A 23,021-nucleotide genomic window follows, 5' to 3' on the forward strand; every position below is an offset into this window, starting at 1 on the left:
GGCAGGGACATGGCGCGAGGCGGTCACGCCGGCCGTGGGAGAGGGAGTGCGGTTACTCGGTGACCGGGCGAGCGGTGGGCACCGCAGGAGCAGAGGAGAAAGGCCCGGCGGGCTCCGGGGCGACGACGGGCCGGAAGGCGTCGAGGCGGGGCAGTTCCGGGACCAGGCCGGAGGTGTCGCGGCAGACGGCCGCCGCGTCGTCGAGGGTGAGGTGGGGCGAGCGGACGCGGGACCAGCCGCCGGAGGAGTCGCCGACGACCGCGACGCCGGGCCGTTCGGCCGGGATGGAGGTGGCGGCCAGCGCCGCTTCCGGCGCGATGTCGCCGAGCGCCATGTTGGCGGACGTCTCGTCGTTGACGCGGTGGCAGACCCGTCCGGTGAGCTGGGCGCGGAGCATGGTGGCGCCCTTGCCGAGTTCGGCGCCGAATCGCTGTCCGCACACCTCCAGGTAGATGCCGGCCGCGCGGCCGAGCTGGGCGAGGCGGATGAGCTTGGTGACCATGGCGTCCCGCCGCTTCTCGTCGTCCTTGCTCGCGGCGAGGAAGAGTTCGGCGACCTCGTCGACGACGACCACGACCGGCACCGGCCGCGCCTTCTCCGGCAGGCCCCAGACGTCCGAGGTGAGCACGGCGTCCGGACCGGTCCCGCCCGTCATGCCGATCAGGCGGAACCGTGCCTCCATCTCCTCCACGAGGACGTCCAGGAGGTCGTTCGCACGATCCGGCGTGTCGGCGAGTGCCGACAACCGGGGCGCGAACGGCGCCAGTTCGACGCCCCATTTGCAGTCGATGCCGACGAGCGCGACGGGTTGCCGGGCCAGCCCGCACAGCAGGTTGCGCAGGTACACGGACTTGCCGGACTGCGTGGCGCCGAGGATCAGTTCGTGCGGCACGGTGCGAAAGTTCCGAACGTGCCAGTGCCCGTCCTCGCGCAGCGCCAGCGACAGGGACAGCGGTTCGGTCCGCAGCCACCGCCGAGGAGGTCGGACGTCGGCGAGGACGTCCCAGCCGACCAACCGCAGCTCCAGCCGCCCCGGCTTGGTGGGACGGACGTGCACGGCGTGCGCGCCCCAGGCGTGCCGCAGCCGGTCGGCCGAGGCGCTGAAGTCCTCGGGCGCCTGCCCGGCCGCCATGCGCAGCCGCATCACGAGCCCGGACCCAATCGGTAGCGGCAGCGAGTGGCGAGGCGGTACGGGAGCAGCCTGCCGCCCGATCATCCGGGCGGTGGCCCGGCGCATGGCCGAGGCGGGCACCGTCAGGCCGCAAGCGTCCATGGTGGCCCGGTACGTGGCGAGCACCCGCAGCGCGACGGCCGGATACCCGACCAGCCACCAGAACAGGACCGGCAGCCGACGGCGCACCGAAACCAGCGCGGCCACCGCCAGCAGTGCCGGCACCAGAACCCACAGGGCATCGGTCATGATGCTCAGCCCTGCGCCGCAGCCGAAGTGCCGACCATGACGGCGTCCGCCCGGTAGGCGATACCGTGCCGGGCACGGCCGCCGAACTCGCTCTCCCAGGGCCGGGCCACCAGGCCGGACAGGAAGACCGGCGCACCCATGACCAGGCCCTCGCCGATGCCCTTCTCGGGCACGGTGACCTTGATCATGTCCGAGCCGCCCTGGGCGATGAACACCAGCTCCAAGACCATGAGCCGGTCGTTGGTGACCGGGTCCACGGCTACCTCGCCGGTCTGCCGGTCCCTCACCTTGACCTCGGGCAGCTTCGTGACCAGCAGAGTGGCGGACGAGGTGTCCACGGGGATGACACGCATGCTGTGAACCTCACTTGATCGGGCGTCCGTCACGGACGCCGAGCCGTTGAATACCCCCCTAGACAGCGCAGGGAGGAACCCACCCCAACTGTCTAGGGGGGTTGACGGCTACCGTAACGCGGCATCTCGACAACTGTCTAGGGGGGTATACGAGCGCCGTGTCTGCGGAGTGACCGGCGCTCTACGAAAGCGCCCAGTGCAGGGCGGTGGCGTCATCGTGCGCCTTGCCCCGCGGCCAGCGCCGGCCGACAGGGTCGCCGTCCTCCGCCTTACGGATCTGGCGGATCAGTTCGTCCGGGCCGGCGGAGTCGAGGAGAGCCAAGGCCTCGTCCCACGAGGCAAGCCCGAAGCGGTCCACCAGCCGTGTCGCGCCGTCGCTCAGCAGCGTCACCGAGGCCAGGGAGTCCAGCGGCACCGTGCCGGTCAATGCGTGCTCGGCCGCGAGCGGATCGGGACCGGCGATCCAGAAGCCACCCGGCCGGTTCCGGAGAGACGTCAGGGCGTCCCGGTACTCGGCCAGCGCGGCGGCGTGTTCCGGCGAACCGGTGGGCAGCTCGTCGAGCGGCCCGCGAAGCCGCGCGCCAACCGCGTCTAGACGCCGGTCAGTGATGACGGAAGAACTCCCGTTCCAGTTCGCGAGGAGCAGTGAGGAGTCACCGAGTACGAGGTGTTCGAGCACTCCGTCCCGGGCACGGACGGCAACGACCGTGCTGGTCGGACTGGCCCGGTATTCCAGGTCGCAGACGTCCTCGTGAAGCGAGCGGGTGATGCGGATGGAGTCGGCCAGGCACTCGGTGAGCGACCAGGCCGGACGTGCGACGAGGGTGCGGAGCAGCAGCGTCCCCAGCGTTCCGGAGAACCAGGCGACGCCGTGCACGCACCCGGTTTCCGCGCCCCCCACGCCGGCGCCGTCGAGGAGTACGGCGGCATCAGGGGCGGCAGCGGCGAAGTCCTCGTTCTCGCTGTCCGGCGTGGACGGCGAGGTACCAAGGGTGAACCTCACTCCGTCGTCTCCTCGTCGTGACGGTAGAGCGGGCAGACCAGTTCGACGGACCGCGGTTCACTGGTCTCCGGGTCGTACTCGACCCCTACCAGCGTGGAGAACCGGCGATCTCCCACCTGTCCCCATAGGGAGTTGAGTTCGGAGGCGAGCAGCTGGACGACTCCGAGCGAGCCTTGCGTGTGGATACCGGCGATGGCCAGGAGCGAGCCCTTGCCGTCCGGGCGCGGGAGCCGGCCGAGATAGCCGATGTCGTACGGCCGGGCCGGATCGCTGTCCTGTCCCGACCGGTGCACGGTGCCGGTGAGCCGGTCCACGACCGTCCAGGGGCCGTCTTCCGCCTTCTCCCAGCGCAGCACGGGGTCTTGGGCATAGGTGTTCCACATGTCCTGTGACATGCGCGGCCCGCAGACGACGACCAGGCTGTCACGGTTCAGGTCGATCTCTCCGCTCACCGGTACGTGTTCGGAGGTGACGGCGAGCCCGTACGACCGTGCCAGGTCCTCCAGACGCTTGCCAGAACTGACGTCGTCCACGGCGACGACCGTGCGCCCGCGTTCGTCGTCCCGCCGCAGCGGAGTCGCGACCGTGACGGCGCCCGACCCGAGGAACGCACCCTCGGGCGCCGGACCGGTGTGGCGGATCTGGTGAATGCGCCCGCGACTGAGGCCGGCCTTCGCCGCGATCTGCGCGTACGACAGCCCTTGCGCATGGAGGTCCTGCACCACGCGGCGCCGCAGCCGAGCGAGTTCGGTGACCTCCTGCTGTGCGTCGGCCAACCGCGTCGTGACCTCACGCAGGAGCAGGTACGGATCATCGATCGCCATGATCCGTTGCAACTCGTCCGACATGTGCTCACCTCCTTGCCTCACCCAAGAGTCTAGGCCCCTAGACGAAACGGGCAGGAGTGGCCGGCCCGACCGGACGCCAATCACGTGGAGGCCGGACCGGCGCCGAGGCACCCCGCGAGGAGTCATTCCCTGCCGCCCGGGCGACGGCCGAGGAGGAGGAGCCCGGAGGCGGTCACGCCCCCTCCCGCACCAGATCCGCCCACACCGAAGAGCCCTGCGGCAGAGTCTTGGCACCCCAGTCCTTCGCGCAGGCCGCCACCAACATCAGCCCGCGGCCGCCCTCTTCCAGGCTGGCCGCGTCCCGCACCGTCGGGGCACTGTCGCCACCCTGGTCGATCACCTCGATGCGCACGAAGTCCGCACCGAAGCCGACGACCACGAGGAACCAACCGCCGGCCTTGCCACTCAGCGAGTGGCGTACGGCGTTGGCCGCCAGTTCCCCGACGACCAGGGCCCCCTCGTCGACGCAACCCCACTCCTCGAGTAAGGCAGCTACGAAGTGACGGGCTTCGGCGACTTGTTCAGGCAGGCCAGGGAAGGCACGGCACCACTTGGTGAGCACGACAACACTCCTCGTCTAGAGGGCTAGACAGCACGAGGAGCAGGGTATTCCCGCTCGTGACACCAATCTAGGCATACAGAGGAATTATTCCTCTACCGGATGACGGCAGTCTCCAACCCACGAAACTCCCCCATCACCCGCATCAGCAGGTCTCGCGCCTCACCGCCGAAGACGGCCGCGTCCTCGAACCGGCTGAACATTTCCTCGTACCGAGCGAGGTCGTCTGTCTCAGTGGAGACCCGCTCACTCGGGAACGCCTCCACCACGACAGACCGTCGGTCGCAGAGCGTGAAGCCATGATGAGGCAGCACCGGCACCGACCGAGTCCACGGGATGACCCCGAGTCGCACCGTGTCCAGACTTTCGACGGCCAACAGTCGATCGAGCTGGGCGAGCATCAGCGACGGCGTCCCCGGCCATGTCCGCAGCACCGCTTCCGTCAACACGAACACCGACTCACGCCCCGGCTCGTACAACAGGCTCTGTCGCTCCACCCGAGCAGCGACGGCCCGGCCTACCGCCTCAGCATCCAGGCCCGGTGACGTCAGGAAAACGTGCCGGGCGTACTCGGCACTCTGGAGCATGGCCGGCAGGACCACGCACTGAAAGGAGCGCACCAGCCGAGCACCGCGGACCGCCTCATCCACGACGAGTCCCGCGGAGACGTCCCCATCGGAGCCGGAACCGGTCTCCACAGCAGCCTCAACCGCAGCCAGCAGCTCGCGGACCTCACCGGCGGTCGACTCATCGAGCCCGAGCGCCCGGGACAACCGGTCCAATACATCGAAACTCGGGACCATACGCCCGTTCTCCACCTTGGAGACCGTGGGCTGGCCCACACCGGCCTGCTGTGCCAGAGCAGCACCCGTCAAGCCAGCATCCGCACGCAGAGCCCGAAGACGTGCCCCAAGCACCCTCATCCGCTCGCGCCGTTCACTCCCCATACCCAGGGTTCTACACCACGAGCCGGCAGCCACCAGGCACAAGAGCAGCAGCAACGACCAGCAACATGAGCGTGATTCAAACTCTCTCTACTGGTTCAAGTACCCGTCGTCGCTTCGCTCCTCCGGGCGGGAGCGGGCGGCCGACGGCGCCCGCGCTCATGTCTCCGCCCCGCTCGGCACCGCCGCCCGCTCGCTCCCGCCAAGAGACAAAACACAGAGCATGAGGTCAGGACACGCGGCGGCTGGGGCCGGTCGGTTCCGCGACTTTAGCCAGCCACTTTGGCGCGAGCCTCGCAGATCATGGCCCCACATCGGGCACTAAGACGTCATTTCACTTGGTCAGTCTGCGGTGGCATATGAGGGTCGCGGCGATGGCTGTAAAGGCGAGGAAGTGTTCGGGCTTGCGCTCGTAGCGGCGGTGGAGGCGTCGGCAGCCGGACAGCCAGGACACGGTCCGCTCCACGACCCAGCGGTGCCGGCCCAAGCGGCGGGATGACTCGATGCCCTTGCGGGCAAGACGGTGCCGGATCCCGCGGGAAGCGAGCCATCGCCGCAGGTGGCGGTAGTCGTAGCCCTTGTCACCGTACAGCTTGCCGGGCCGCCGGCGTCGTGGGCCGCGACGTGAGCGGATGGGCGGGATGCCGCGGACCAACGGGATGAGAGCCTGGCTGTCGTGGAGGTTGGCGGCGGAGATGCCAATCGACAGGGGCAGGCCCTGACGGTCGACGATGAGGTGGATTTTCGATCCCTTCTTGCCGCGGTCGGTCGGATTCGGTCCCGTCAGCTGCCCCCTTTGAGGGCCCGGACGCTGACGGAGTCGATCGCGCACCGCGACCAGTCCAGCTCACCCCGGCCACCGAGCTCGTCCAGGACCAGGCGGTGCAGCTTGGCCCACACCTTGGCCTCGGTCCACTCGGTGAACCGCCGGAAGGCGGTGACCCCCGACAGTCCGAACCCCGGCGGCAATTGGTTCCAGGTGCAGCCCGAGGTGGCCACGAAGATGATGGCGGCCAGCACCTCGCGGTCGCCTCGCCGACGGTGCCCTCCACCCTGCGGGCGAACCGGCGCCGGTGGCACTACCCGCTGGAACAAAGTCCACAGATCATCCGGCGCCATCCGCTCGACAAGCGCAGCAGTCATCACCCCAGACTGCCGCAAGATCACGCCAACTGAAATGACTTCTAACGGGCAGGTCCACAAGCCTGCCCGATCCGCGGGCCAGCGTAAGGGGACATGATCACTCGCGCCAAAGCAGCTCCCGGCCAAAGTCGCTACACCGACCTCGGGTGTGCTGTCTCCGTAGAGCGTCAGAGTCCACCAGGCTGGCGAGCTCACAACCCACCGGAAACCAATGGCCCCGTTGAGTGGATTTCTACCCCCTGCCCGGCAGCCGGCTGCGATGGCCGGTGTCCGGGCCGGGCTCTGCCCGCGGACGGCGCACACCCGGCCGGTACCCGCCGCCCGCCGTGTCCGGCGGTGGCCGCCGGGGGCGGCCTACTCGTCGTCTTCGGGGTTGTCCGTCTCGTTGATCTCCTTCTCCAGGCCCAGCTGCTCGACGAGCCACTTGTCGAACTCGATCGCGGCCCGCACCCAGCTGACCGTCGACGAGACGAAGTGCTCCAGGCTGACGCCCATGCCGATCAGCGTCTGGGCCTCACCGATGAGACGGACCGTGCCGTCGTCGTGGGTGTGGGTGTAGACCTTGGGCCACAGCGTGCGCCGGTTCCAGTCGTCGACGGACTCGAGCAGCTGCGGCTTCTCGTCGATCTGGTGCGGCCGGTCGTAGAACGTCCGGACGGAGAAGATCTGCTGGTCGTCCTCGCCGCGGAACATGAAGTAGGTGCGGAACTGCTCCCACGGCGCCGCGAGGTCACCCTCGTCGTCGACGACGTACTTGAGCTCCATCTGGTCGAGGAGCTGCTTCACAAGGTCCTGATCCGGGACGACGGGGCCCGCCGGTCCTTGGGGCTGCGGCTCGGGCTGCTGGCCCCCGAAATTCGGAATCGAGGACGGGTCGATGCTCACCGTAATTTTCCCTTCGTACGAACCCCGCCATCCTCCCCCATGCGGGGAGGGTGGTGGCAAGCCCCGACGGGCCTGTCAGCCGAGGGCTGACTCGATCCGGTCATCCAGATCGATCCAGCTACCCATTCCAATGCAGACCTGACATACCCCACCGATTCAGTTGAGGGCCCGTCAAGGAAAATCTTGTCCGGCTCATGCAACAGAGACATCGGCTAACGGAAGGCTGACAGCTGCAATGCGGTATCTAGGCTCATCGCGGGCGCTCCATCACATACACCACCGGGCATACGCAGCACGACCACTCCCCTTTTAACGCATTGGCTACTCCTCATCGCGACGAGGGCCGGGAATGTCAGCCCCGGAAAAAAGGGCGCCTTGCGCACTATCTTCACTCGGAGCAGGAAGGTCATAGTTGGTGAACACAAGGTCCCAACTCCCACGGCGCGCCGACTTTAGATTGATATCCCGCCGTGTCGCCATGCGAATGACCTTGAAATCCGCAAAAATCTCCCGAGCCAATGGCGTATCACTGTTGGTCATCATGACGAAGACACCACGATCACTCGCCTTACGCATTGCTTCCGCAAGGCGCTGCTGATCCTCTTCGCCACCAAACTGCTCCGCCGTGTACCGCTTGAAATCAGCCCAGCCACCCAGCGGAATATACGGAGGGTCCAAATATACCCAGTCACCAGCCTGGGCCTCACTGAGCGCTTCAGCGAAATCACGCTTCATGATTTTAACATTCTGCAGAGCAGCAGACGCCCGAAGCAGGGTATTCCGGTTATAGTACGGGCGGTCGTATTCCCCATAGGGGACATTGAACTGACCTTTTCGATTAACGCGCCAAAGGCCGCGGAACCCAGTCTTGTTCAGGTAGATGACGCGCGCCGCCCTTTCCACATCGGAAAGACCGCCGAGATCTCGAGCTCTAATTTGATTATAGAACTCTCGATTATTGGGCATTTCGTCGAGGAGAGCCATTACTTTCTCCGGATCCTCGGCAACTTGCTGGAAGCAGACCACCAGTTCGCCATTCGCATCTGAGAGCGAAGCTCGAGCCGGCCCTAGCTCGAAAAAGACAGCGGCACTCCCCATGAAGGGCTCGAAGTACTGACCGGTATAGGGAGGAGCCATGGCCACTAGCTGATCGGCATACCTGGTCTTCCCTCCTGCCCACTTGAGGAATGACCGACCGTCACCGCCTCGAGTGCTACTCATCGTCTGTAGACCCATCGTCGTCACGCAGGGCAGTGTACAGGCCTTGTGGATGATCATGCGGTGATGGTCAGGTTTGGCCGACGTGTGCGAAAACTACGCGAAGAGGCCAATCTGTCACAAGAAGCCTTGGCAGACCTGGCGCATCTTCACCGCACATACATCGGCAGCGTCGAACGCGGGGAACGAAATATCAGCCTAATTAATATCACGCGGATCGCACAAGCGCTCGGCGTTAGCTCTTCGGCTCTATTGGCCGGGGTGGAAGTTGATGACCCGGGGGGGGGCACATGAGGCGTGAACAGGGTTTCGGTGCGGAACGTTGGAACGACCCTTTTTGGCATGTCGTAAGGATGTTGGCCGACCAGATTTCGGCACGCAGTCGGTACGCAGAGGGAATTTCCCCTTCGCAGATCATTCCGGTACTGAAGTCGGTTAAGTCGTCTGCCGCTGATGGTCTGATCGGCTACTTGAACAGGAATCCGGAAAACCTCGGGCAGCTTTCGAGGTACTGGGCCAAGCGTCGAGAAGTCTCCGAGACGCTGCTATCGCTGATGCGGTCCGAAGAAGAGGCTAAGGGCGATTATATCGCCATGTCAGACCGCGCTCTTGAAAGCTACGGTGTCCGGATCGAGGGGTACCACCGGTCATCTAAGGTTCTGGTCAACACCGTCGACGCCGTCCTGAACGAGGAGTGCGCTAAAGCCAAGGTTGACGTCAACACATCACCGCAAAGCCGTGCAGCCATCATCTCAGACGAGCACATTTGGGTCTCGCCACGAAGGCTGGACGGCGCAATGCCCGCCCTTCTGAACCCTATAGCACTCTGGGAAATAAAAGAGTACTGGGGAGTCACGAATGGCGGCTCGAAGATGTCGGACGCCATATACGAGTTGCAACTCGTAGGTGTCGAGCTGCGCACCTTCGAAGATGAGGTGGGCATTCACGTAAACCACTATGCAATCATAGACGGAAGAGACCAGTGGAATTCTCGTAAGTCAGACCTTAGGCGGGCGGTAGACCTTCTCTATTCTGGCCTCCTGGACGAGCTCATCGTTGGGCGCGAAGTACTTACCGAGTGGCCCCGGGTTGTCCGCGAGTGTTGCGCTCTCACTCGATCGTCGTACCGCGTCCCACAACCGCCATCAGCCGCGCACGACACTCTATTTCCCGGACTGCAGTGACCTCTGAATTTAGTGATCAGCTGGTGTCACTGAGGGGCACGTCAAGCAGTGGGCCTCAGCCGCACCAGCTCTGTTGGCGGTCCGTCCCGGAAGCGTTGCCTCGTGGACCATTCATGGACAGCCACCAGCCGGTTCGCATCGGCGAAGCCTGTGACCAGCGCCTTGCCTGCGAGGCGAAGGGCCCTCCGGAGCCGTGTGCGCAGGTTCGAATCCTGCCGGGGGCACCCTGTATGAGGTGCCCAAAGACCCCGTCACCAGCGGAAACGCTGAGAACGGGGTCTTCGCGTATGTGCAGGTGTGTGCGGGTCGGAGCGGCCGGGTTCGGGGTGTCCCTCAGCCGGCGTTCGGCCACTCTTCCGGAGGCGGGGGTAGCTCCGGGGCGTTCTGTCGTCCCGCCTGCCGTGCGTTCTCTCCTCGCAGGCTCGTCAACCACGGCCACAGATCAGGTAGCTGCTGTGCCGGGCAGGCTAGACGGTGCTCGATGCGGCAGCGCTGGAACTGATCTGGCGGGCACACCCCGTGGACCGTCACCCGTCCATCGGACAGCTCTATCCATCGGTGCTCCGCCGGCACTGTGTGAGCCGGCGGATGCATGGTCGGCTCCAGTAGCACCCAGTCCTGGTCGAGTGTCGCCACCCGATCCTGCAGCAGCCCGCAGAACAGGCAGCGGGTCCGTCCACCACCCAGCCGCCGCGGCTCTTCCTCCGAGGTCCCCATGCCCTGAGGGTCGCCAGTCCGGCAGTCGAGGCGTAGGGCGCGAACCGGACGAAACCCTTGAGACAGCCGTCCGCCGGCGGGGCGAAACGTGACGCGGCAGGTGCAGGCAGCAACCAACGGTCGGCGGTACTCGGCCGAGATGCGGCGGAACCTCCGGCTGCTGTGAGTGGAAGGGCTTCCGTCTCCTCCGGTGAGCACTTGGCTCGCACAACGGCTGCCTGCGTGCGTGCGGACTTCCTTCCAGGCGCAGTATCACGTCAAAGGGACCGACCACTCCCCCACGCTTGTCGGCAGCGTTGGGCGTCGTGTGCGGGCCCCGGCAGGCCGACGAATCGGTGACCACGCCCCGGACCCGGTCACCGCATGGACGGCTGGTTGGACGGAAGACGGTGGCTGTCCGCAGTCGCTGGATGTATTCACGCAAGGCGTGGGGACGTGTCAGCAGCCACAAGTACAGTAGGGGCCCGGCTCTGAAGGTGGACTCCGCTTTTGCTCGACGGCAAGGCCTGCGTCACCGGAGTCCGGAGGTCGGATGCGGCCGGGGCACGTGATGTGCGCATTCTAGGGGGATGGCGAATGGCGAAAATCAGAGGCACCTACGAATATCCCGATGACCTGACTCCTGGCCAGGCCAAGGATGGCGGCCTACATCACAACCTGTACGACGACGGGCATCTCGTCGGCCATGCGAAGTTCATTCCTGATGATGACGTTGAAGAATATTCGTCATCGGATCTTCCTCCGTTCAACCCGCACGAACCCGACTGCAACTGCGAGGCGAACTCCCGACCGCGTGAGCGACTGGACCCCGAGGAGGTACTCGAGGCCCTGGTGACCCTCGTCAAGGCCGTGGAGTGGGCTGCGCCGAGGGTCAGGAGATGGTGGAGCAACCAGGCTCTCCCCCTGGTGAGATCCGTTCGCAACAAGCTTGCGCGTTCTCGCGACGCTCACGATCCGAGTGCACCTCCCGCTTCGGCCACGTGGGTTCGACCTGCACCTACGGAGGCTCCGCAAGAAGCGTCGGCTGAGCGTGAAGATCATCGAGTCGGCATGAGTAGCGAAGAGGCGGCAGCGCGACTTTCCGCAGCCATTATGGCCAGGCTCTTCAGCGATGAGCAGGTGAGGATCCTGCGCGACGCTCGCATCGAAGGCGATGCCACGTCGTTGGAGTTGAGTGAGGGGCCGAAACCCACACCTCAGCAGATCAGGGAGAGTGTCCGGCTGACTCTCGAAGAGAATCGCTCGTTGCTGACGAAGGAGACCGTCGCTGAACTCGAGAAACATCTCGCGAGTTTGCAGGTCAGCAGCGGGGTGCGCGCTATTGAGAAATGATCGATTCGGGATGGCGCATCACGGCAGTACACCAGGCAGTGCCTGGCTCGCAGTTCGTTGCGGCTGCCGACGGAATCGGCGGCCGCAACGCGCGTCTCGTGCGGCGGTGCAGCCGCGGGCTGGGTTTGCGGGGGGCGGCAGCGTGAGGCGCCTTGTCCCGGGTGGGCGAACGGGGGTGTGGGGAAAGGTAACTATTCCTGCCAGGTTCCGTTGCGCATGATGACTCTTCCGCGCAGTTCCGGTTCGCCGCGCCATGCGCGCACGGTTTTCGGGGGCACGCGTAGGTAGAGGAAGGTGCCCTCTTCCGTGCGTGGGTCCCAGCCGAACTTGTCGGTGAACGCGTCTGCGGCGTCCTGGGGCACCTGTCGGGCAGGGAAGCACTCGGCTTCGCCCTGGAGGAGGACCACGTCATAGGTGTCCTGCAGGGCCAGGCGCACGCGCGGTTCCGTGCGGACGTTGCGTGCGGTCGCGGACGTGGCGCTGGTGCACATCCACACGGCTCGGCCGTCCCAGAGGAACCACAGCGGCACCTGGTGCGGGCCGTGGTCGGGGTGCGCCGTGGACACCCAGATGTCGCGCTCGGTGGCGAGGCGCGCCAGGGCGTCGCGGGTGCGCTCCGCCGTGGGGCGGCGGACTGGTCCGGTGGTCTCCATGGCGACCGAACCTAGTCGCGCAGGCGGGGTGAGCGCATGAGGCGCTGGGACTACGTCCGGCGACCGAGGTGCGGGAGGCCCGGGTTGTGGTCGGCGGCGGCCGATGCGCTCCATGGCGCCGCGGCGGTGTGTGTGCACTCAGTAGGGGTAAGTAGCGCTACTCAGGGGCGAGTTGTTCGTCTGCTTCAGCATGGTGGGCATGCTGAAGCAGACGCTGGATGTCGGGCTGGCGGTCCTGTTGACGGGTGCCGAGATGGCTGCGCTGGCTCTCTTCTTGTTTGTCCTGGGCCTGGAGAAGTGGGCTGCCCAGGGCCAGCGGGTCGCGGATCGGACGGGGCGGGTCTTCCTGGTGTTGGGCCTGGGGGCCACCGGGTCGGCGGCGCTCAGTTACGGCTGTGCGCGGGCCGGACTGTCGGCTACGTGTGTGGCACAGGCGGTGTGGGCTCTCCTCCTCGCGTGTGTGCTGGTCGTGGGAGCAGGGAACGAATGCTGGACGCGGATCGCGAGGAACCGGCTGCGGCGCCGGTTACGGCGTGAGCGTCTTCGTTGGCACCGGTCCCAGCGGCGTGAGGAGTTCGGGCATGTGGCGGCTCCTGTCCGACGTCGGCGGTGGCGGTGAGGGCGGTGCTCCGTCGTCGGTGGGACGGTCGTCGGCGAGGGGCGGGAGGGGTCAGTAGAGGATGACCCTCCAGCGTTCGACCCACCGGTGCCGGTCGCCGGCCGTTCCGCGGATCAGGACGCGGTCGTCCTCCAGTCGGTGGACGCTGCCGTAGAGGGTCGCGTGGGGCAGGTCCGCCCGGACGGTGTCGTGGATCTCCAGGTCGGTTTCCACCGGCCGGGACCAGGTGTGTCCGCAGCGGTCGCAGAGGTAGCCGACGGACTCGGGCCGCGCGGTGGAGGGCGGGGTGCCCGGGCGGACCGCTTCGTCGGAGCAGCGGGGGCACGGGTCGGCGGTGCGGGGGCCGGACTGACGGGACATCGGGTCATTGTCCGGGGCGGGGGCCGCCAGCGGGACCGCGGGCCCGGGTGGTGTGGGGGAACACCGGCCGGGCCCGCGGTGGTTGGGGGGCGCGGTCACGTGGGGGTGCCGGTGCGGCCCAGGCGGAGGGCGGAGACGAGGAAGAAGACGCCTCCGAGGAAGGCGTAGCCGGCCAGGTTGGTCAGGGTGGCGCCGTCCTGGCCCGCCTGGGCGAAGAAGGAGGCGCCGGCGAGGGCGGAGATGCCGCCGCTGGCGATCATCGCCCACTGTCCGCCCAGTTGCCGCCGGGAGACGCCGACGGCGAGCTGGACGAGGCCCGCGGTGACGGCCCAGACGCCCCAGATCCGGAGGACCGCCGGGATGCCGGACGTGGCGGCGATGGCGAGACCGGCGCCGGTGAGGGCGCTGAGGGCGATGTTCAGGTACAGGTGGCGCACGGGGCCCGCGTGCGTCCTGGCGGACCGGACGTCGACGACGGCACAGCCGACGTCGAACAGGGGATAGATCACGAGGAGCGTCGCGCTCAGCGGGCCCAGGGTGTCGGCGGTCGTGAACAGCAGGGCGGCCCAGGCGGCGGCGAAGGCGAAGCGTACGAGGTACAGCTTCCGCAGGGCCCTGGGGACGGCGGTGCGGGTCGGGAGCGTGTCGATGAGGGTGTCCACGCGGATGCCTTCCAGGTGAGGGGCGAAGTGAATAGCGAGGGAGAACGTTCGGTCTACCTGGATTCAAGAGGGCTGCCGCGTCCACTGTCAAGACCGAACGTTCTCCCTCTTTGCTTTGATACGCTCGGCCGCATGAGTCGGGGCAGTCGGGACACAGAGCGTGGTAGTACGTCCGAGGCGCGGGCGAGGTTGCTCGCGACGGCGACGAGGATCTTCTACGCCGAGGGGATCCATTCCGTCGGTGTCGACCGGATCATCGCCGAGGCGCAGGTCACCCGGGCGACGCTCTACCGGCACTTCTCCGGCAAGGAGGAGCTCGTCCTCGCCTATCTGGACCTGGCCGACCAGGGGATCCGGGGACAGGTCGAGGCCGCGCGGACCAGCGGTGAGTCACCGGACGACAACGTCCGGGCCGTCTGCCGGTCCATCGCCGACGGCATCCGGTCACCCGGGTTCCGCGGGTGCGCCTTCCTCAACGCGGTGGCCGAGTATCCCGACCCGGCCCACCCCATTCACCGGGCCGTGCTCGCCCACCGCGAGTGGTTCCTCGCCACGGTCACGGAGCTGCTGGCACTGGCCGGCCACACGCCCGCCGACGCGGCCGGCCGGCACCTCGTCATGCTCAGGGACGGTGCCATGGCGGCGGGCTGCCTCTTCGATCCGGGCCTGGTGACTGAGACGTTCCTGGAGGGTGTCGAGGGGATCATGCGGAACCGCACCGGTTCCGCGCCATGACGGCTCCACGTCGGCCGGATGTCCGGCCGGCGTATGCGGGCGGGGCGAGGTGGCGCCCGGGGCCCGCTTACCGTGGGCAGCCCCGTCCCGCCGGGCAGGATGCGGTGGTCGGGTCACTCAGGCATGTTGCATCGCCGTGTGCCGGCAGAACTCCCTTTCGCAGACGTTGCCGTCGTCGTCGGACGGAACGAAGCTCGAGCAGGTACACCTGTAGCAGTACAGGGGTCCGCCCGGGTCGTAGTCCGCGTCACGCAGGCGCGCTTCAGCGGCCTCACGTGCCGCGCGCCACTGGCTCTCCAGCTCGGCGAATTCGGCTTCGTTCTGCTCGAACGCCGCGCGCTGGGCGTCAGTGAGATCGGTTCGCGGTTCCATGGCGCCTCCACGGATCAGGGGGGGGCTGAACTCCCCGGACGCGGCGTCGCGTTCCACAGTTTCGGCGAGCAGCGCCCGGACGAGGGGGTCGGGGTTCGCGCTCGTGGGCAGGCGCGGAAGCGTGCGATCGCGTAGAGGTCGACCAGCGAACCACCGCAGGTGGTGTCGAGTTCGCGAGTACTCTCAGCATGCGCCCGTCCCGGGCGGGCGGCAACCGGAACCGATCCCGGCGGCTACGGCGCCCCCGGCCCGCTACCGCCCGCACGGTGCGGTCCGGTGCCTGCCGCACCGTCAGGCACCCTGCCGGACGGTCAGGTGCCGTGCGGGGTGTCCAGGCCCGGCCAGGTGGCCGTCACCAGCCAGTAGCGGGCCGTGAGGTGGACGCCGTCGTGGGTCGCGTAGGTGTGGAACGCGGCCGTGGCCGCCCGGTGGGCGTCGGCGACGGAGTCGGGGGTGGCGTCGCGGAGCCAGTGGCGCATCGGGCCCCAGCCGAAGAGGAAGGTGGCGGCGTCCGTCGCGTCCGTGCCCCACCGCTGCACCACTTCGAGCGGTTCCACGGCGATGCCGTCGAAGCCGGCCGCGCCGAGGACGTGGGTGGTGCGGGCGGGGTCCGCGAAGGCGGCCGGGCCCGTTTCCTGCTGCTCGGAGAAGTCGGGCAGGGTGACGTGGCCGGCCACGGCGGCGAAGATCACCGACTGGTCCATGGCGGTGAGCGGCTGGGGGCAGACGAAGGCCAGCCGGCCGCCCGGGCGCAGGGCGTGGCCGATGTTCGCGAACGCGGCGACCGGGTCGGCGAAGAACATGACGCCGAAGCGGCTCAGGGCGACGTCGAAGGACGCGGGTTCGAACGGGTGGACCTGGGCGTCGGCCTGGAGGTGGGTGACGTTGGTGAGGTGTTCGGCGGCGGCGGTCTCGCGGGCGCGTTCCAGCATGGGGGCGGAGAGGTCGACGCCGACGGCACGGTGTGCGGTGCGGGCGGCCAGCCTGGTCAGGCGGCCGTTGCCGCAGCCGATGTCCAGGACGGTGTCCGTGTCGCGGATGCGGGCGGCGTCGAGGAGCGGGGCGTTGGCGGGGTCGTTGAGGGCGTCGTAGCGCGACTGGTGTGCCGCCCAGTGGCGGCCCTCGTAGCCGTTCCACGCCTCGTACTGGTGGGTGTTCACGATCCGTTTGTCGTCGGCCATGGGTCATATGGTGCCGTGCGGGGCGGGTTCCCGGGGGTCGCCGGTCGCTTCCCGCGCGGTCGCGCGTGCCGGTGCGACCGGTGCGACCGGCGCGACCGGTGCGACTGGTGCGACCGGTTCTCCGCTCGTTATCCGGAGCTCATTCCCCGGAGGCCCCCGGCAGGGCGGTCGTCACGTCCGCGCTCGGGACGGGTGTCGAGCGGAGGTCGATCCCGTCGCCGACCCGGACGCGGCGGTAGAACCACTCCGCGTCCGTGACGCTCATGCCCACCCAGCCGGAGTCGGCGGACAGTGCCATGAGGGCCTTGGTGTCGAAGGCGAGGCCTCCCGCGTAGACGGGCTGTTGGGCGGGGGTGCGCAGTTCCACCATGTACGGGACCTTGACCTCGGTGCCGGACTCGGGGCGGCCCTCCAGCGGCAGCAGGTCCATCTCCGTCTTGGCCCTGACGGTCAGCCGGGTGCCGGCCGGGAACCGGCCGAAGGAGTGCGAGTCGACCCGCATCACGCGGTCGCCGATCGTGAGGGTGTGGCGGCCCAGGTCGAGCACGCCCGACGACGTGGTCCGGGGGGCCGGGGTCGCCGGACCCGGGGGCGGTGCGTCGGAGGCCGCGCCCGGGAGGTGCCGGGTCCCGGTGGCTTCGCCGGTGTGCAGGGTGAGGGTGACGGCCGCCAGCACGCAGGCCGCGGTGGCCGCGGTGCCGAGGGCGAGGGCCGCCTTGCGGCGGCGGGAGCGGCGGGTGGCGCGGCTGCGGATCTCCGCGGCGGCCACACGGGGCGGTGTTTCGTGTTGTGCCGCCAACGTGCGCAGGGCGGCGCCGAGTTCATCCGACACGGCCGCCCTCCTTCCAGGCCGGCTGCTCCTGCTCGGCCTCGTCCACCGCCAGGTGTCTGGCCAGTGCCGCCCGTCCGCGGGACAGCCTGGCCTTGACCGTGCCCACGGTGCGCCGGTCTCGGAGGCTACCTGTTCGACGCTGAGGTCGCACAGGTGGTGCAGGACGATCGCCATGCGCTGTGCCTCGGGGAGCCGGCGCAGCGCCGAGACGAGGGCGGTGCGGTCGGGTCCGGGTCCGGGGGTGGACTCGGGGGGCGGGGTGCGCCGCACCAGTTCCAGCCAGCGCTTCGCGCGCCGCCAGCGGCTCACCGCGAGACGCATGGCGACGGTGCGTATCCAGGCTTCGGGGGCCTCGTCGGCGCGCAGCTTCCTGCGCCGGTCCCAGGCCCGTACGAACGCCTCCTGGACGACGTCCTGGGCCTCGCCGAGGTCGCCGGTGAAGGCGTGGAGCTGCCCGGTCAGCCGGGGGAAGGCGGCCGCGTAGAAAGCGTCGAACTCGTCCTCGGTCATGCCCTCCACCGGAGTCTCGGATTTTCCCCTGCAACCCGCCCGCCACCGCCACGCGTACAGGTCGTGCAGGTCGCGCACATCGAAGCACACCCCTGGAGGAAGACGATGAACACGGGTACCGGGATCCATCGGCCCGGCGTGCGGGTGGGCGCGCACCGCAGAGGCGCGGCCGCTGCGGGGGTGCGGTACGTCCCGCTCCGGCCGGTGCGGCAGCCGGCCGGGGACGACGGCTTCACGGCGTACGCGCGTGACCGGTGGCCGGGGCTGGTCGCCACGTCCCTGCTGCTCACCGAGGACGCGGGCGCCGCCGAGGAGTTGGCGCGGCGCACGCTGGTGCGGGTGTGCGCGCGGTGGCGGCGGATCCCGCGCGACGACGTCGACTTCCACGTGCGGCGCTGTCTGCTCCGGGTCCATCTGCGCGCGCGGCGGGCGGGGGCCCGGCGGCGGGCGGTGCTGGTGCTGCGGTACTGGTCGGGGCTGCGGGAGCCGGAGATCGCCCAGGTGCTGGGGTGTTCGGTGGGTGCCGTGCGGGCGGTGGTGCGACGCGGCGCGAAGGAGCTGCAACCGGGCCTGCGGCAGGCGGGGTTCGCGGCGGCGCTGGACGGTTTCGTGCCACCTGCCCTGCCGTTGGCGGAGATACGGGCGGCCGGGGCGCTGAGGCGGCGCCGGCGGGCGGGAGTCGTCGCCGCCGGGTGTGCGCTGCTGCTGGCGCCGCCCGCCGTGTACGCCCTGGCTCCCGGCGAGGTGCCGGCGGGGGCCGCCGGGGCGTCGCCCGGGCGGCCGGAGCCGGGGCCGGTGCGGGTCGTCGCTCCCGGCGAGCGGGTGTCCGCCGCTCCCGGGGTGGACGTCTGGCTGACCGCGGACGGCCACCACTGGTCCTCCCCCCGGTCGCCGGCCCGGTTCCGGGCGGTGGACGACGGGAACCTCGACCGGTCCCGGCCGGGCGTCTCCCTCCAGGGCGAGCGGCTGGACGACGGTACGTACGTCCGGACCGGGGTGTTCCACGGCCTGGCCGGCGATCCGGCCCGGGTGGAGGTCCGTGAGGGCGGCCGGACGGTGACCGCCGACGTGCTGACGCTGGCGGGCAGTCCGGGGTGGGGCGCCTGGTACGTGCGGACGGCGGGCGGCGACGCCGAGGCGGCCGGCGATACCGCGGCGCAGGCGGTCCCGGGTGCGGGCGGCCCGGCCGTCACGGTGTACGACGCGGCCGGCAAGGTGCTGGTGCGGGCGGAGTTCGAGTCCGCGGCGGTGCGGGCGGTGCCGGTCGGGTCGTGGCGCCGGTGACGCCTCCGCCGCGGCCCGGGCGGCGCTCGCGCGGGGACCGGGCCCGTCCCCGGGTGCCCTTCCGCACCCGTTTCCGCCGTGACCGGGGGCGCTGGCTGCGGCGGGTGCTGGTCGCCTGCCTCACGTCGCTCGCCGTCGTGTGCGGAGCGGTCGTGGTGGCGTACCACCTGACCGAGATTCCCGAACCGCATCCGGAGACGGTGGTGCAGAGCACGGTCTTCGTCGACGCCGGGGGCGCCTACCTGGGCCGGCGGGGTCCGGTGGACCGGCAGGAGGTGCCCCTGTTTGAGGTGCCCCGGCACGTCCAGGACGCGGTGATCGCGGCCGAGAACCGGTCCTTCCGCACGGACACCGGGGTGTCGCCGCGTGCCGTCGCGCGCGCGGCGTGGGCCACGGTGTCCGGCGGTGCGCCGCAGGGCGGTTCCACCATCACCCAGCAGTACGTGAAGAACGCCCTGCTCAGCCCGGAGCGGTCGCTGTCGCGCAAGGCGCGCGAGGCGCTGATCGCCGTCAAGCTCGACCGCACCCGCGCCAAGGACGAAATCCTGGAGGGCTACCTGAACACGGTGTACTTCGGCCGGGGCGCCGCCGGGGTGCAGGCGGCCGCCCGGAACTACTTCGACGTGACGCCCGGGAAGCTGACGGTGTCCCAGGGTGCCGCGCTGGCCGCGATCGTGAACATCCCCTCGTACTACGAGAAGGCGGGTTCGGATCCCGGGGTGACGGCGAGGTTGCGGCACCGCTGGGAGTGGGTGCTCGACGCGATGGAGGCCGGCGGGAGCATCTCCCCGGCGCAGCGCGCGGCGGCGCGTTTCCCCGCGTTCCGGTTCTATCCGCCGGGCGGGACGGAGGGGCAGCGGCAGTACCTGATCGACGTGGCCGCGCAGGAGGCCGCCGACCGGCTCGGCATCACGCAGGACCAGCTGGCGCGCGGGGGGTACACGGTGCACACCACCTTCGATCTCGCGCTGCAGGACGCGACCGCCGAGTCGGTGAAGGCCCGCGCGGGAGGCGCGGAGGGCGCGGAGGGGCGGGCCGGCAAGGGGGTGCGGGTCCACACGGCCGTGGTGGGGATCGAGCCCGGTGACGGGGCGGTACGGGTGCTGTACGGAGGGGCGGACTACGCCCGGCAGCCGTTCAACGACGCGGTGAGCGGGTCGGTGGAGGCCGGCTCGGTGCTCGACCCGTTCGACGGGGTGCGGCTCGGTGGTCCGCTGCGTGCCCTGCACGGCTCGACGGCGCCGACTCCGTTGCGGCTGGCGGCGGCGTACGCGGCGGTGGCGGCGGACGGGGTGTACGCGACTCCCCGTACCGTGACGCGGATCACGCGTGAGGGGCGGACGGTGCACACGGCGCGTCCGGAGACCCGGCGGGTGCTGGAGGAGAAGGGCGCCCTGGCGGTGTCGGCGCGGGCGCGGTCCGGTCCGGACGGGCGGGGTGTCCCGTCCGTCCCGGCCGCCGACCGGGCCGGTGCCGACGACGACGGCCCGGGCGCGCTCCTGACGGCGGGGGCCGGGGGTGGCATCGCCCGGCGCACCGTCTGGAGCGTGGGGTACGACTCCCGGCTCACCCTGGCCGTGGCGCTGTTCGCCGACCGGCCGGGCGCGAAGAAGGGCACGACCGTGCCCGCGCGGCTGCCGGACGATCCGTCGCCGACCGCGTACGCGGAAGAACTGACCGGGACGATATGGGGCTTTGCGGGCGATACGTGAGGTAGTCCACAGACGGGATACGCCCGGGTAACTCGGTTGCGCCACCGGCGGGTTGTGGGATGTGTCTCGCGTCACCCCGATGGTAGAGCGGGGCAAATCGGACACGCTTCGTCTTCGACGATGGCCGGTCCGCATGTCGTACAGAACACTCGTAACCGCCCCCAGTACGACAGTTCGGACCGAAGAGAGCATGCGCGGCCATGACCCACTCCACGGAAACGCCTGAAGTACCCATACGCCCCTACGAGGTGACCGCCCCCGAGGTCGTCCCCGGTGACCTGTTCGCCCTCACGCCCGGGGAGGCGGCCCGGCACCGGTGGCACGTCGTCATCCACACGCTGCCCGAGTCACCGGAGGTGATCCGGGTCACGCTGCGGCCGCCGCTCGGCGGCGTGGACCACGAGGTGGTGCTGCGGCGCGAGCAGCGGGTGACCGTCGGCGGACGCCGGCTGGACGAAGCCGCGATCCCCCTGGTGAGCTCGCCCCCTCTCGACGGCGTGGAGTTCCGCGACGGGGACCGGCTGCACACCCTGCGGGCCGTCGACCCGCACGCGCGGGAGGTGACGTACGTACGCCGCTGGGGGGCCTGGCAGCGGGACGGGGGTCCCGCCGAGAGCCGCGTGAGCGACGACGACGTACGCCGCTGGGCCGCCGGGGCGGACCGGGCGGGCGACCTCGTACGGCACGAGCCGCGTCCCGTGCGGGCGGCGGAGGCGGCCGGAGCGCGGCGCGTCGTCGTCACCGGGCTCGGTGCCGTGACCCCGCTGGGCGTCGGCACGGGCGAGTTGTGGGACGGCCTGCTTGAAGGACGGCACGGCATACGGGAGTTGGCGGGCGAGGAGTTCGACGGGCTGCCGGTGCGGATTGCCGGGACCGTGCCGGTGGACCCGGCGGGCCTGCTGCCCCGGCCGGCGGCGCGGCGGATGAACCGGGCCGCGCAGTTCGCGGTGCTGGCGGCGCGGGAGGCGTGGGCCGACGCGGGCTACGCGGACGGCGGCACCCGCGAGAGCGGGCTGGACCCCGAGCGGGTCGGGGTGAGCCTCGGTGCCATCCTCGGGGACGCGTCGGTGCTCGTCGGCGGTGACCGCAGGCTGCGCGACCGGGGCCCCCGCGGGGTCCCCCCGCTCACCACCCCGATGACCGTGCCCTCCCAGGCGGCCTCACAGGTCTCGCTGGACCTGCACATCACCGGGGAGGCACGCACCGTGACCAGCGCGTGCGCCTCCGGCACCGAGGCGATCGGGCAGGCCGTCGACCGCATCCGGTTCGGCCGGGTCGACGTCGCCCTCGCCGGCGGGGCGGAGGCGGTGGTCACCCCGGCGATCATGGCCTCGTTCGCGGCGATGCGGGCACTGGCCGGGGGCGACCCGGCGGCGGGCTCACCGTCGCACCCGTTCGCCAGGGACCGCGACGGGTTCGTCAACGGGGAGGGCGCGGGGGTGCTCGTGCTGGAGTCCGAGGAACACGCGCGGGCCCGCGGGGCGCGCGTCTACTGCGAGGCCGCCGGATGGGGGCTGTCCGCCGACGCCCACCACGTCGCGGCGCCGGACCCGACCGGTGACGGCATCGCGCTCGCGCTGCGGCGGGCCGTACGGGACGCCGGCGGCCTGCTCGACGACGTCGTCCACGTCAACGCGCACGCCACCGCCACGGTCGACGGCGACCTCGCCGAGGCGCGCGCCCTGCGGACCGTGCTCGGCGGGCGGGAGGTGCCGGTCACGGCCCTCAAGGGGCACCTGGGGCACCTCCAGGGTGCCGCGGGCGGGGTGGAGGCGGTCGCGGCGGTCCTCACGCTGCACCACGGAGTGATGCCGCCGACGGTCGGCTGCGCGGAACTCGACGACGCGATCGGCCTGGACGTCGTGCGCGGCGCACCCCGCGCCCTGCCGGACACCGGCGACCTGCTGCTGAGCAACAGCTTCGGCTTCGGCGGCCACAACGCGGTCCTGGCACTGAGGCGCGTGGCGTAGCCACTGGGCCGCTGGGCTCTGGGCCGCTGGGCCGCTGGGCTGACGTCGGGGCAGCCCCCCTCCCCCGGCGCCGCCGACGCGTGCTGGGCCGGGGAGCGGAACTCGCCCCCCGGCCGGCCGACGACCGATCGGGGATCAGGTCCGAGACCGGGGGCGCGTCCGGCGCCGCGTACGCACCGGAACCGGAGCAGCCCTCCGGCACCGGGGCCGCGCCCGGCCGACCCCGGCAGCCGGGCAGCACAGGCAGCACAGGCAGCACAGGCAGCACAGGCGGCACGGTGTGCGAGCCGGGCCGGAGGGACACCCGACACCACGCCGGGGCACCGGCCCCGCGCCCGACCGACGCCGGGGGCACCCGCCCCGCGCCCGACCGACGCCGGGGGCACCCGCCCCGCGCCCGGCCAGCCCGTCGCGACCGGCGGTGGCACGGTGATCGTGGCGCGCCCGCGCCGGCGTACGACGCGGTGTGCGAGCCGGGCCGTGAGGGCGACCGCGCCGCGCCGTCCGGCGGCATGTCGCCGGACG

At 70.1% G+C, this 23,021-nt stretch carries 23 protein-coding genes and 1 pseudogene; 7 read left to right on the forward strand and 17 right to left on the reverse strand.

Going from position 1 to position 23,021, the window contains the following annotated elements:
• Positions 1-52: 52 nt before the first annotated feature.
• From IE118_RS19275 to IE118_RS19315, 9 genes are all read right to left on the reverse strand, one after another.
• Entirely contained in the window at positions 53-1,420 is a 1,368-nt protein-coding gene (locus tag IE118_RS19275; RefSeq protein ID WP_189559206.1) for an FtsK/SpoIIIE domain-containing protein, read from the reverse strand.
• 5 nt (positions 1,421-1,425) lie between these two features.
• The gene (locus IE118_RS19280; protein ID WP_189559207.1) at positions 1,426-1,773 is read right to left on the reverse strand and encodes an SCO3933 family regulatory protein; all 348 of its coding nucleotides are present in this window, start codon (positions 1,771-1,773) and stop codon (positions 1,426-1,428) included.
• A gap of 181 nt (positions 1,774-1,954) precedes the next feature.
• Complete coding sequence (locus IE118_RS19285) at positions 1,955-2,776, reverse strand: integrase (RefSeq protein WP_189559208.1); 822 nt, start codon at positions 2,774-2,776, stop codon at positions 1,955-1,957.
• Positions 2,773-3,624, reverse strand: coding sequence for a sigma factor-like helix-turn-helix DNA-binding protein (locus tag IE118_RS19290; protein WP_189559209.1), 852 nt, complete (start codon positions 3,622-3,624; stop codon positions 2,773-2,775). Before IE118_RS19290 ends, IE118_RS19285 begins: the two co-directional genes overlap by 4 nt.
• A 172-nt stretch (positions 3,625-3,796) precedes the next feature.
• Positions 3,797-4,186 carry an ATP-binding protein gene (locus IE118_RS19295; RefSeq protein WP_189559210.1) on the reverse strand — a complete coding sequence of 130 codons (390 nt, stop codon included), beginning with the start codon at positions 4,184-4,186 and terminating at the stop codon, positions 3,797-3,799.
• A gap of 92 nt (positions 4,187-4,278) precedes the next feature.
• On the reverse strand, positions 4,279-5,130 hold the full coding sequence (locus IE118_RS19300; RefSeq protein ID WP_189559417.1) for a helix-turn-helix domain-containing protein: 852 nt from the start codon (positions 5,128-5,130) through the stop codon (positions 4,279-4,281).
• A 331-nt stretch (positions 5,131-5,461) separates the two neighbouring features.
• Positions 5,462-6,270 (reverse strand): IS5 family transposase gene (locus tag IE118_RS19305; protein WP_373303199.1). Its coding sequence is split into 2 segments (ribosomal slippage): positions 5,462-5,920 and positions 5,923-6,270, totalling 807 coding nucleotides; the frame shifts between segments, so codons are not numbered across the junction.
• 354 nt (positions 6,271-6,624) lie between these two features.
• Complete coding sequence (locus IE118_RS19310) at positions 6,625-7,155, reverse strand: type III secretion system chaperone family protein (RefSeq protein ID WP_189559212.1); 531 nt, start codon at positions 7,153-7,155, stop codon at positions 6,625-6,627.
• Positions 7,156-7,476: 321 nt separating this feature from the next.
• Entirely contained in the window at positions 7,477-8,433 is a 957-nt protein-coding gene (locus tag IE118_RS19315; RefSeq protein WP_229846864.1) for a DNA adenine methylase, read from the reverse strand.
• A 6-nt stretch (positions 8,434-8,439) separates the two neighbouring features.
• On the opposite strand from IE118_RS19315, the gene IE118_RS19320 reads away from it, so the two are divergent.
• Together IE118_RS19320 and IE118_RS19325 are read left to right on the forward strand one after the other, a co-directional pair.
• Entirely contained in the window at positions 8,440-8,667 is a 228-nt protein-coding gene (locus IE118_RS19320; RefSeq protein ID WP_189559419.1) for a helix-turn-helix domain-containing protein, read from the forward strand.
• Positions 8,664-9,557: a DUF7687 domain-containing protein gene (locus tag IE118_RS19325; protein WP_189559213.1), complete on the forward strand. Its 894-nt coding sequence runs from the start codon at positions 8,664-8,666 to the stop codon at positions 9,555-9,557. Before IE118_RS19320 ends, IE118_RS19325 begins: the two co-directional genes overlap by 4 nt.
• 333 nt (positions 9,558-9,890) lie before the next feature.
• Here IE118_RS19325 and IE118_RS34080 read toward each other — a convergent pair whose 3' ends face one another.
• The gene (locus IE118_RS34080) at positions 9,891-10,274 is read right to left on the reverse strand and encodes a DUF6083 domain-containing protein (RefSeq protein WP_229846865.1); all 384 of its coding nucleotides are present in this window, start codon (positions 10,272-10,274) and stop codon (positions 9,891-9,893) included.
• A 489-nt stretch (positions 10,275-10,763) separates the two neighbouring features.
• Between IE118_RS34080 and IE118_RS19330 the strand changes: the two genes are divergently transcribed.
• The gene (locus tag IE118_RS19330) at positions 10,764-11,606 is read left to right on the forward strand and encodes a hypothetical protein (RefSeq protein ID WP_189559214.1); all 843 of its coding nucleotides are present in this window, start codon (positions 10,764-10,766) and stop codon (positions 11,604-11,606) included.
• Positions 11,607-11,797: 191 nt separating this feature from the next.
• Here IE118_RS19330 and IE118_RS19335 read toward each other — a convergent pair whose 3' ends face one another.
• From IE118_RS19335 to IE118_RS19345, 3 genes are all read right to left on the reverse strand, one after another.
• Positions 11,798-12,259 (reverse strand): pyridoxamine 5'-phosphate oxidase family protein, encoded by a 462-nt coding sequence (locus IE118_RS19335; RefSeq protein ID WP_189559215.1) that lies wholly within the window; start codon positions 12,257-12,259, stop codon positions 11,798-11,800.
• A 670-nt stretch (positions 12,260-12,929) separates the two neighbouring features.
• Positions 12,930-13,238 carry a hypothetical protein gene (locus IE118_RS19340; RefSeq protein ID WP_189559216.1) on the reverse strand — a complete coding sequence of 103 codons (309 nt, stop codon included), beginning with the start codon at positions 13,236-13,238 and terminating at the stop codon, positions 12,930-12,932.
• A 95-nt stretch (positions 13,239-13,333) separates the two neighbouring features.
• The gene (locus IE118_RS19345) at positions 13,334-13,900 is read right to left on the reverse strand and encodes a hypothetical protein (RefSeq protein ID WP_189559217.1); all 567 of its coding nucleotides are present in this window, start codon (positions 13,898-13,900) and stop codon (positions 13,334-13,336) included.
• 132 nt (positions 13,901-14,032) lie between these two features.
• Between IE118_RS19345 and IE118_RS19350 the strand changes: the two genes are divergently transcribed.
• A complete protein-coding gene (locus IE118_RS19350) occupies positions 14,033-14,635 on the forward strand; it encodes a TetR/AcrR family transcriptional regulator (protein ID WP_189559218.1) in 603 nt (200 codons plus the stop codon).
• A 117-nt stretch (positions 14,636-14,752) separates the two neighbouring features.
• Here IE118_RS19350 and IE118_RS19355 read toward each other — a convergent pair whose 3' ends face one another.
• The 4 genes and pseudogenes from IE118_RS19355 to IE118_RS19370 all read right to left on the reverse strand — a co-directional run bounded on the left by IE118_RS19355 (position 14,753) and on the right by IE118_RS19370 (position 17,530).
• Complete coding sequence (locus tag IE118_RS19355; RefSeq protein ID WP_189559219.1) at positions 14,753-15,007, reverse strand: hypothetical protein; 255 nt, start codon at positions 15,005-15,007, stop codon at positions 14,753-14,755.
• 311 nt (positions 15,008-15,318) lie between these two features.
• Positions 15,319-16,188 carry a class I SAM-dependent methyltransferase gene (locus IE118_RS19360; RefSeq protein WP_189559220.1) on the reverse strand — a complete coding sequence of 290 codons (870 nt, stop codon included), beginning with the start codon at positions 16,186-16,188 and terminating at the stop codon, positions 15,319-15,321.
• Positions 16,189-16,327: 139 nt separating this feature from the next.
• Positions 16,328-17,020, reverse strand: a complete 693-nt coding sequence (locus IE118_RS19365; protein ID WP_189559221.1) for a hypothetical protein — start codon at positions 17,018-17,020, stop codon at positions 16,328-16,330.
• Positions 17,010-17,530: pseudogene (locus tag IE118_RS19370) on the reverse strand (SigE family RNA polymerase sigma factor). Before IE118_RS19370 ends, IE118_RS19365 begins: the two are co-directional and overlap by 11 nt.
• A 105-nt stretch (positions 17,531-17,635) precedes the next feature.
• Here IE118_RS19370 and IE118_RS19375 point away from each other — a divergent pair.
• From IE118_RS19375 to IE118_RS19385, 3 genes are all read left to right on the forward strand, one after another.
• Complete coding sequence (locus tag IE118_RS19375) at positions 17,636-18,814, forward strand: sigma factor-like helix-turn-helix DNA-binding protein (protein WP_189559222.1); 1,179 nt, start codon at positions 17,636-17,638, stop codon at positions 18,812-18,814.
• Positions 18,815-18,867: 53 nt separating this feature from the next.
• Positions 18,868-20,526 (forward strand): transglycosylase domain-containing protein, encoded by a 1,659-nt coding sequence (locus IE118_RS19380; protein WP_229846866.1) that lies wholly within the window; start codon positions 18,868-18,870, stop codon positions 20,524-20,526.
• 200 nt (positions 20,527-20,726) lie between these two features.
• Positions 20,727-22,496, forward strand: coding sequence for a beta-ketoacyl-[acyl-carrier-protein] synthase family protein (locus IE118_RS19385; RefSeq protein ID WP_189559224.1), 1,770 nt, complete (start codon positions 20,727-20,729; stop codon positions 22,494-22,496).
• Positions 22,497-23,021 lie beyond the last annotated feature (525 nt).

The sequence above is a fragment of the Streptomyces pilosus genome (assembly GCF_014649835.1).
Taxonomy (GTDB): Bacteria; Actinomycetota; Actinomycetes; order Streptomycetales; family Streptomycetaceae; genus Streptomyces; species Streptomyces pilosus.

Coding starts and splice junctions, on each gene's coding strand:
- IE118_RS19315 (WP_229846864.1), bottom strand. CDS start 8,433: ATGATCATCCACAAGGCCTGTACACTGCCCTGCGTGACGACGATGGGT.
- IE118_RS19300 (WP_189559417.1), bottom strand. CDS start 5,130: ATGGGGAGTGAACGGCGCGAGCGGATGAGGGTGCTTGGGGCACGTCTT.
- IE118_RS19335 (WP_189559215.1), bottom strand. CDS start 12,259: ATGGAGACCACCGGACCAGTCCGCCGCCCCACGGCGGAGCGCACCCGC.
- IE118_RS19340 (WP_189559216.1), bottom strand. CDS start 13,238: ATGTCCCGTCAGTCCGGCCCCCGCACCGCCGACCCGTGCCCCCGCTGC.
- IE118_RS19360 (WP_189559220.1), bottom strand. CDS start 16,188: ATGGCCGACGACAAACGGATCGTGAACACCCACCAGTACGAGGCGTGG.
- IE118_RS19290 (WP_189559209.1), bottom strand. CDS start 3,624: ATGTCGGACGAGTTGCAACGGATCATGGCGATCGATGATCCGTACCTG.
- IE118_RS19350 (WP_189559218.1), top strand. CDS start 14,033: ATGAGTCGGGGCAGTCGGGACACAGAGCGTGGTAGTACGTCCGAGGCG.
- IE118_RS19385 (WP_189559224.1), top strand. CDS start 20,727: ATGACCCACTCCACGGAAACGCCTGAAGTACCCATACGCCCCTACGAG.
- IE118_RS19275 (WP_189559206.1), bottom strand. CDS start 1,420: ATGACCGATGCCCTGTGGGTTCTGGTGCCGGCACTGCTGGCGGTGGCC.
- IE118_RS19355 (WP_189559219.1), bottom strand. CDS start 15,007: ATGGAACCGCGAACCGATCTCACTGACGCCCAGCGCGCGGCGTTCGAG.
- IE118_RS19375 (WP_189559222.1), top strand. CDS start 17,636: ATGAACACGGGTACCGGGATCCATCGGCCCGGCGTGCGGGTGGGCGCG.
- IE118_RS19280 (WP_189559207.1), bottom strand. CDS start 1,773: ATGCGTGTCATCCCCGTGGACACCTCGTCCGCCACTCTGCTGGTCACG.
- IE118_RS19325 (WP_189559213.1), top strand. CDS start 8,664: ATGAGGCGTGAACAGGGTTTCGGTGCGGAACGTTGGAACGACCCTTTT.
- IE118_RS34080 (WP_229846865.1), bottom strand. CDS start 10,274: ATGGGGACCTCGGAGGAAGAGCCGCGGCGGCTGGGTGGTGGACGGACC.
- IE118_RS19320 (WP_189559419.1), top strand. CDS start 8,440: ATGGTCAGGTTTGGCCGACGTGTGCGAAAACTACGCGAAGAGGCCAAT.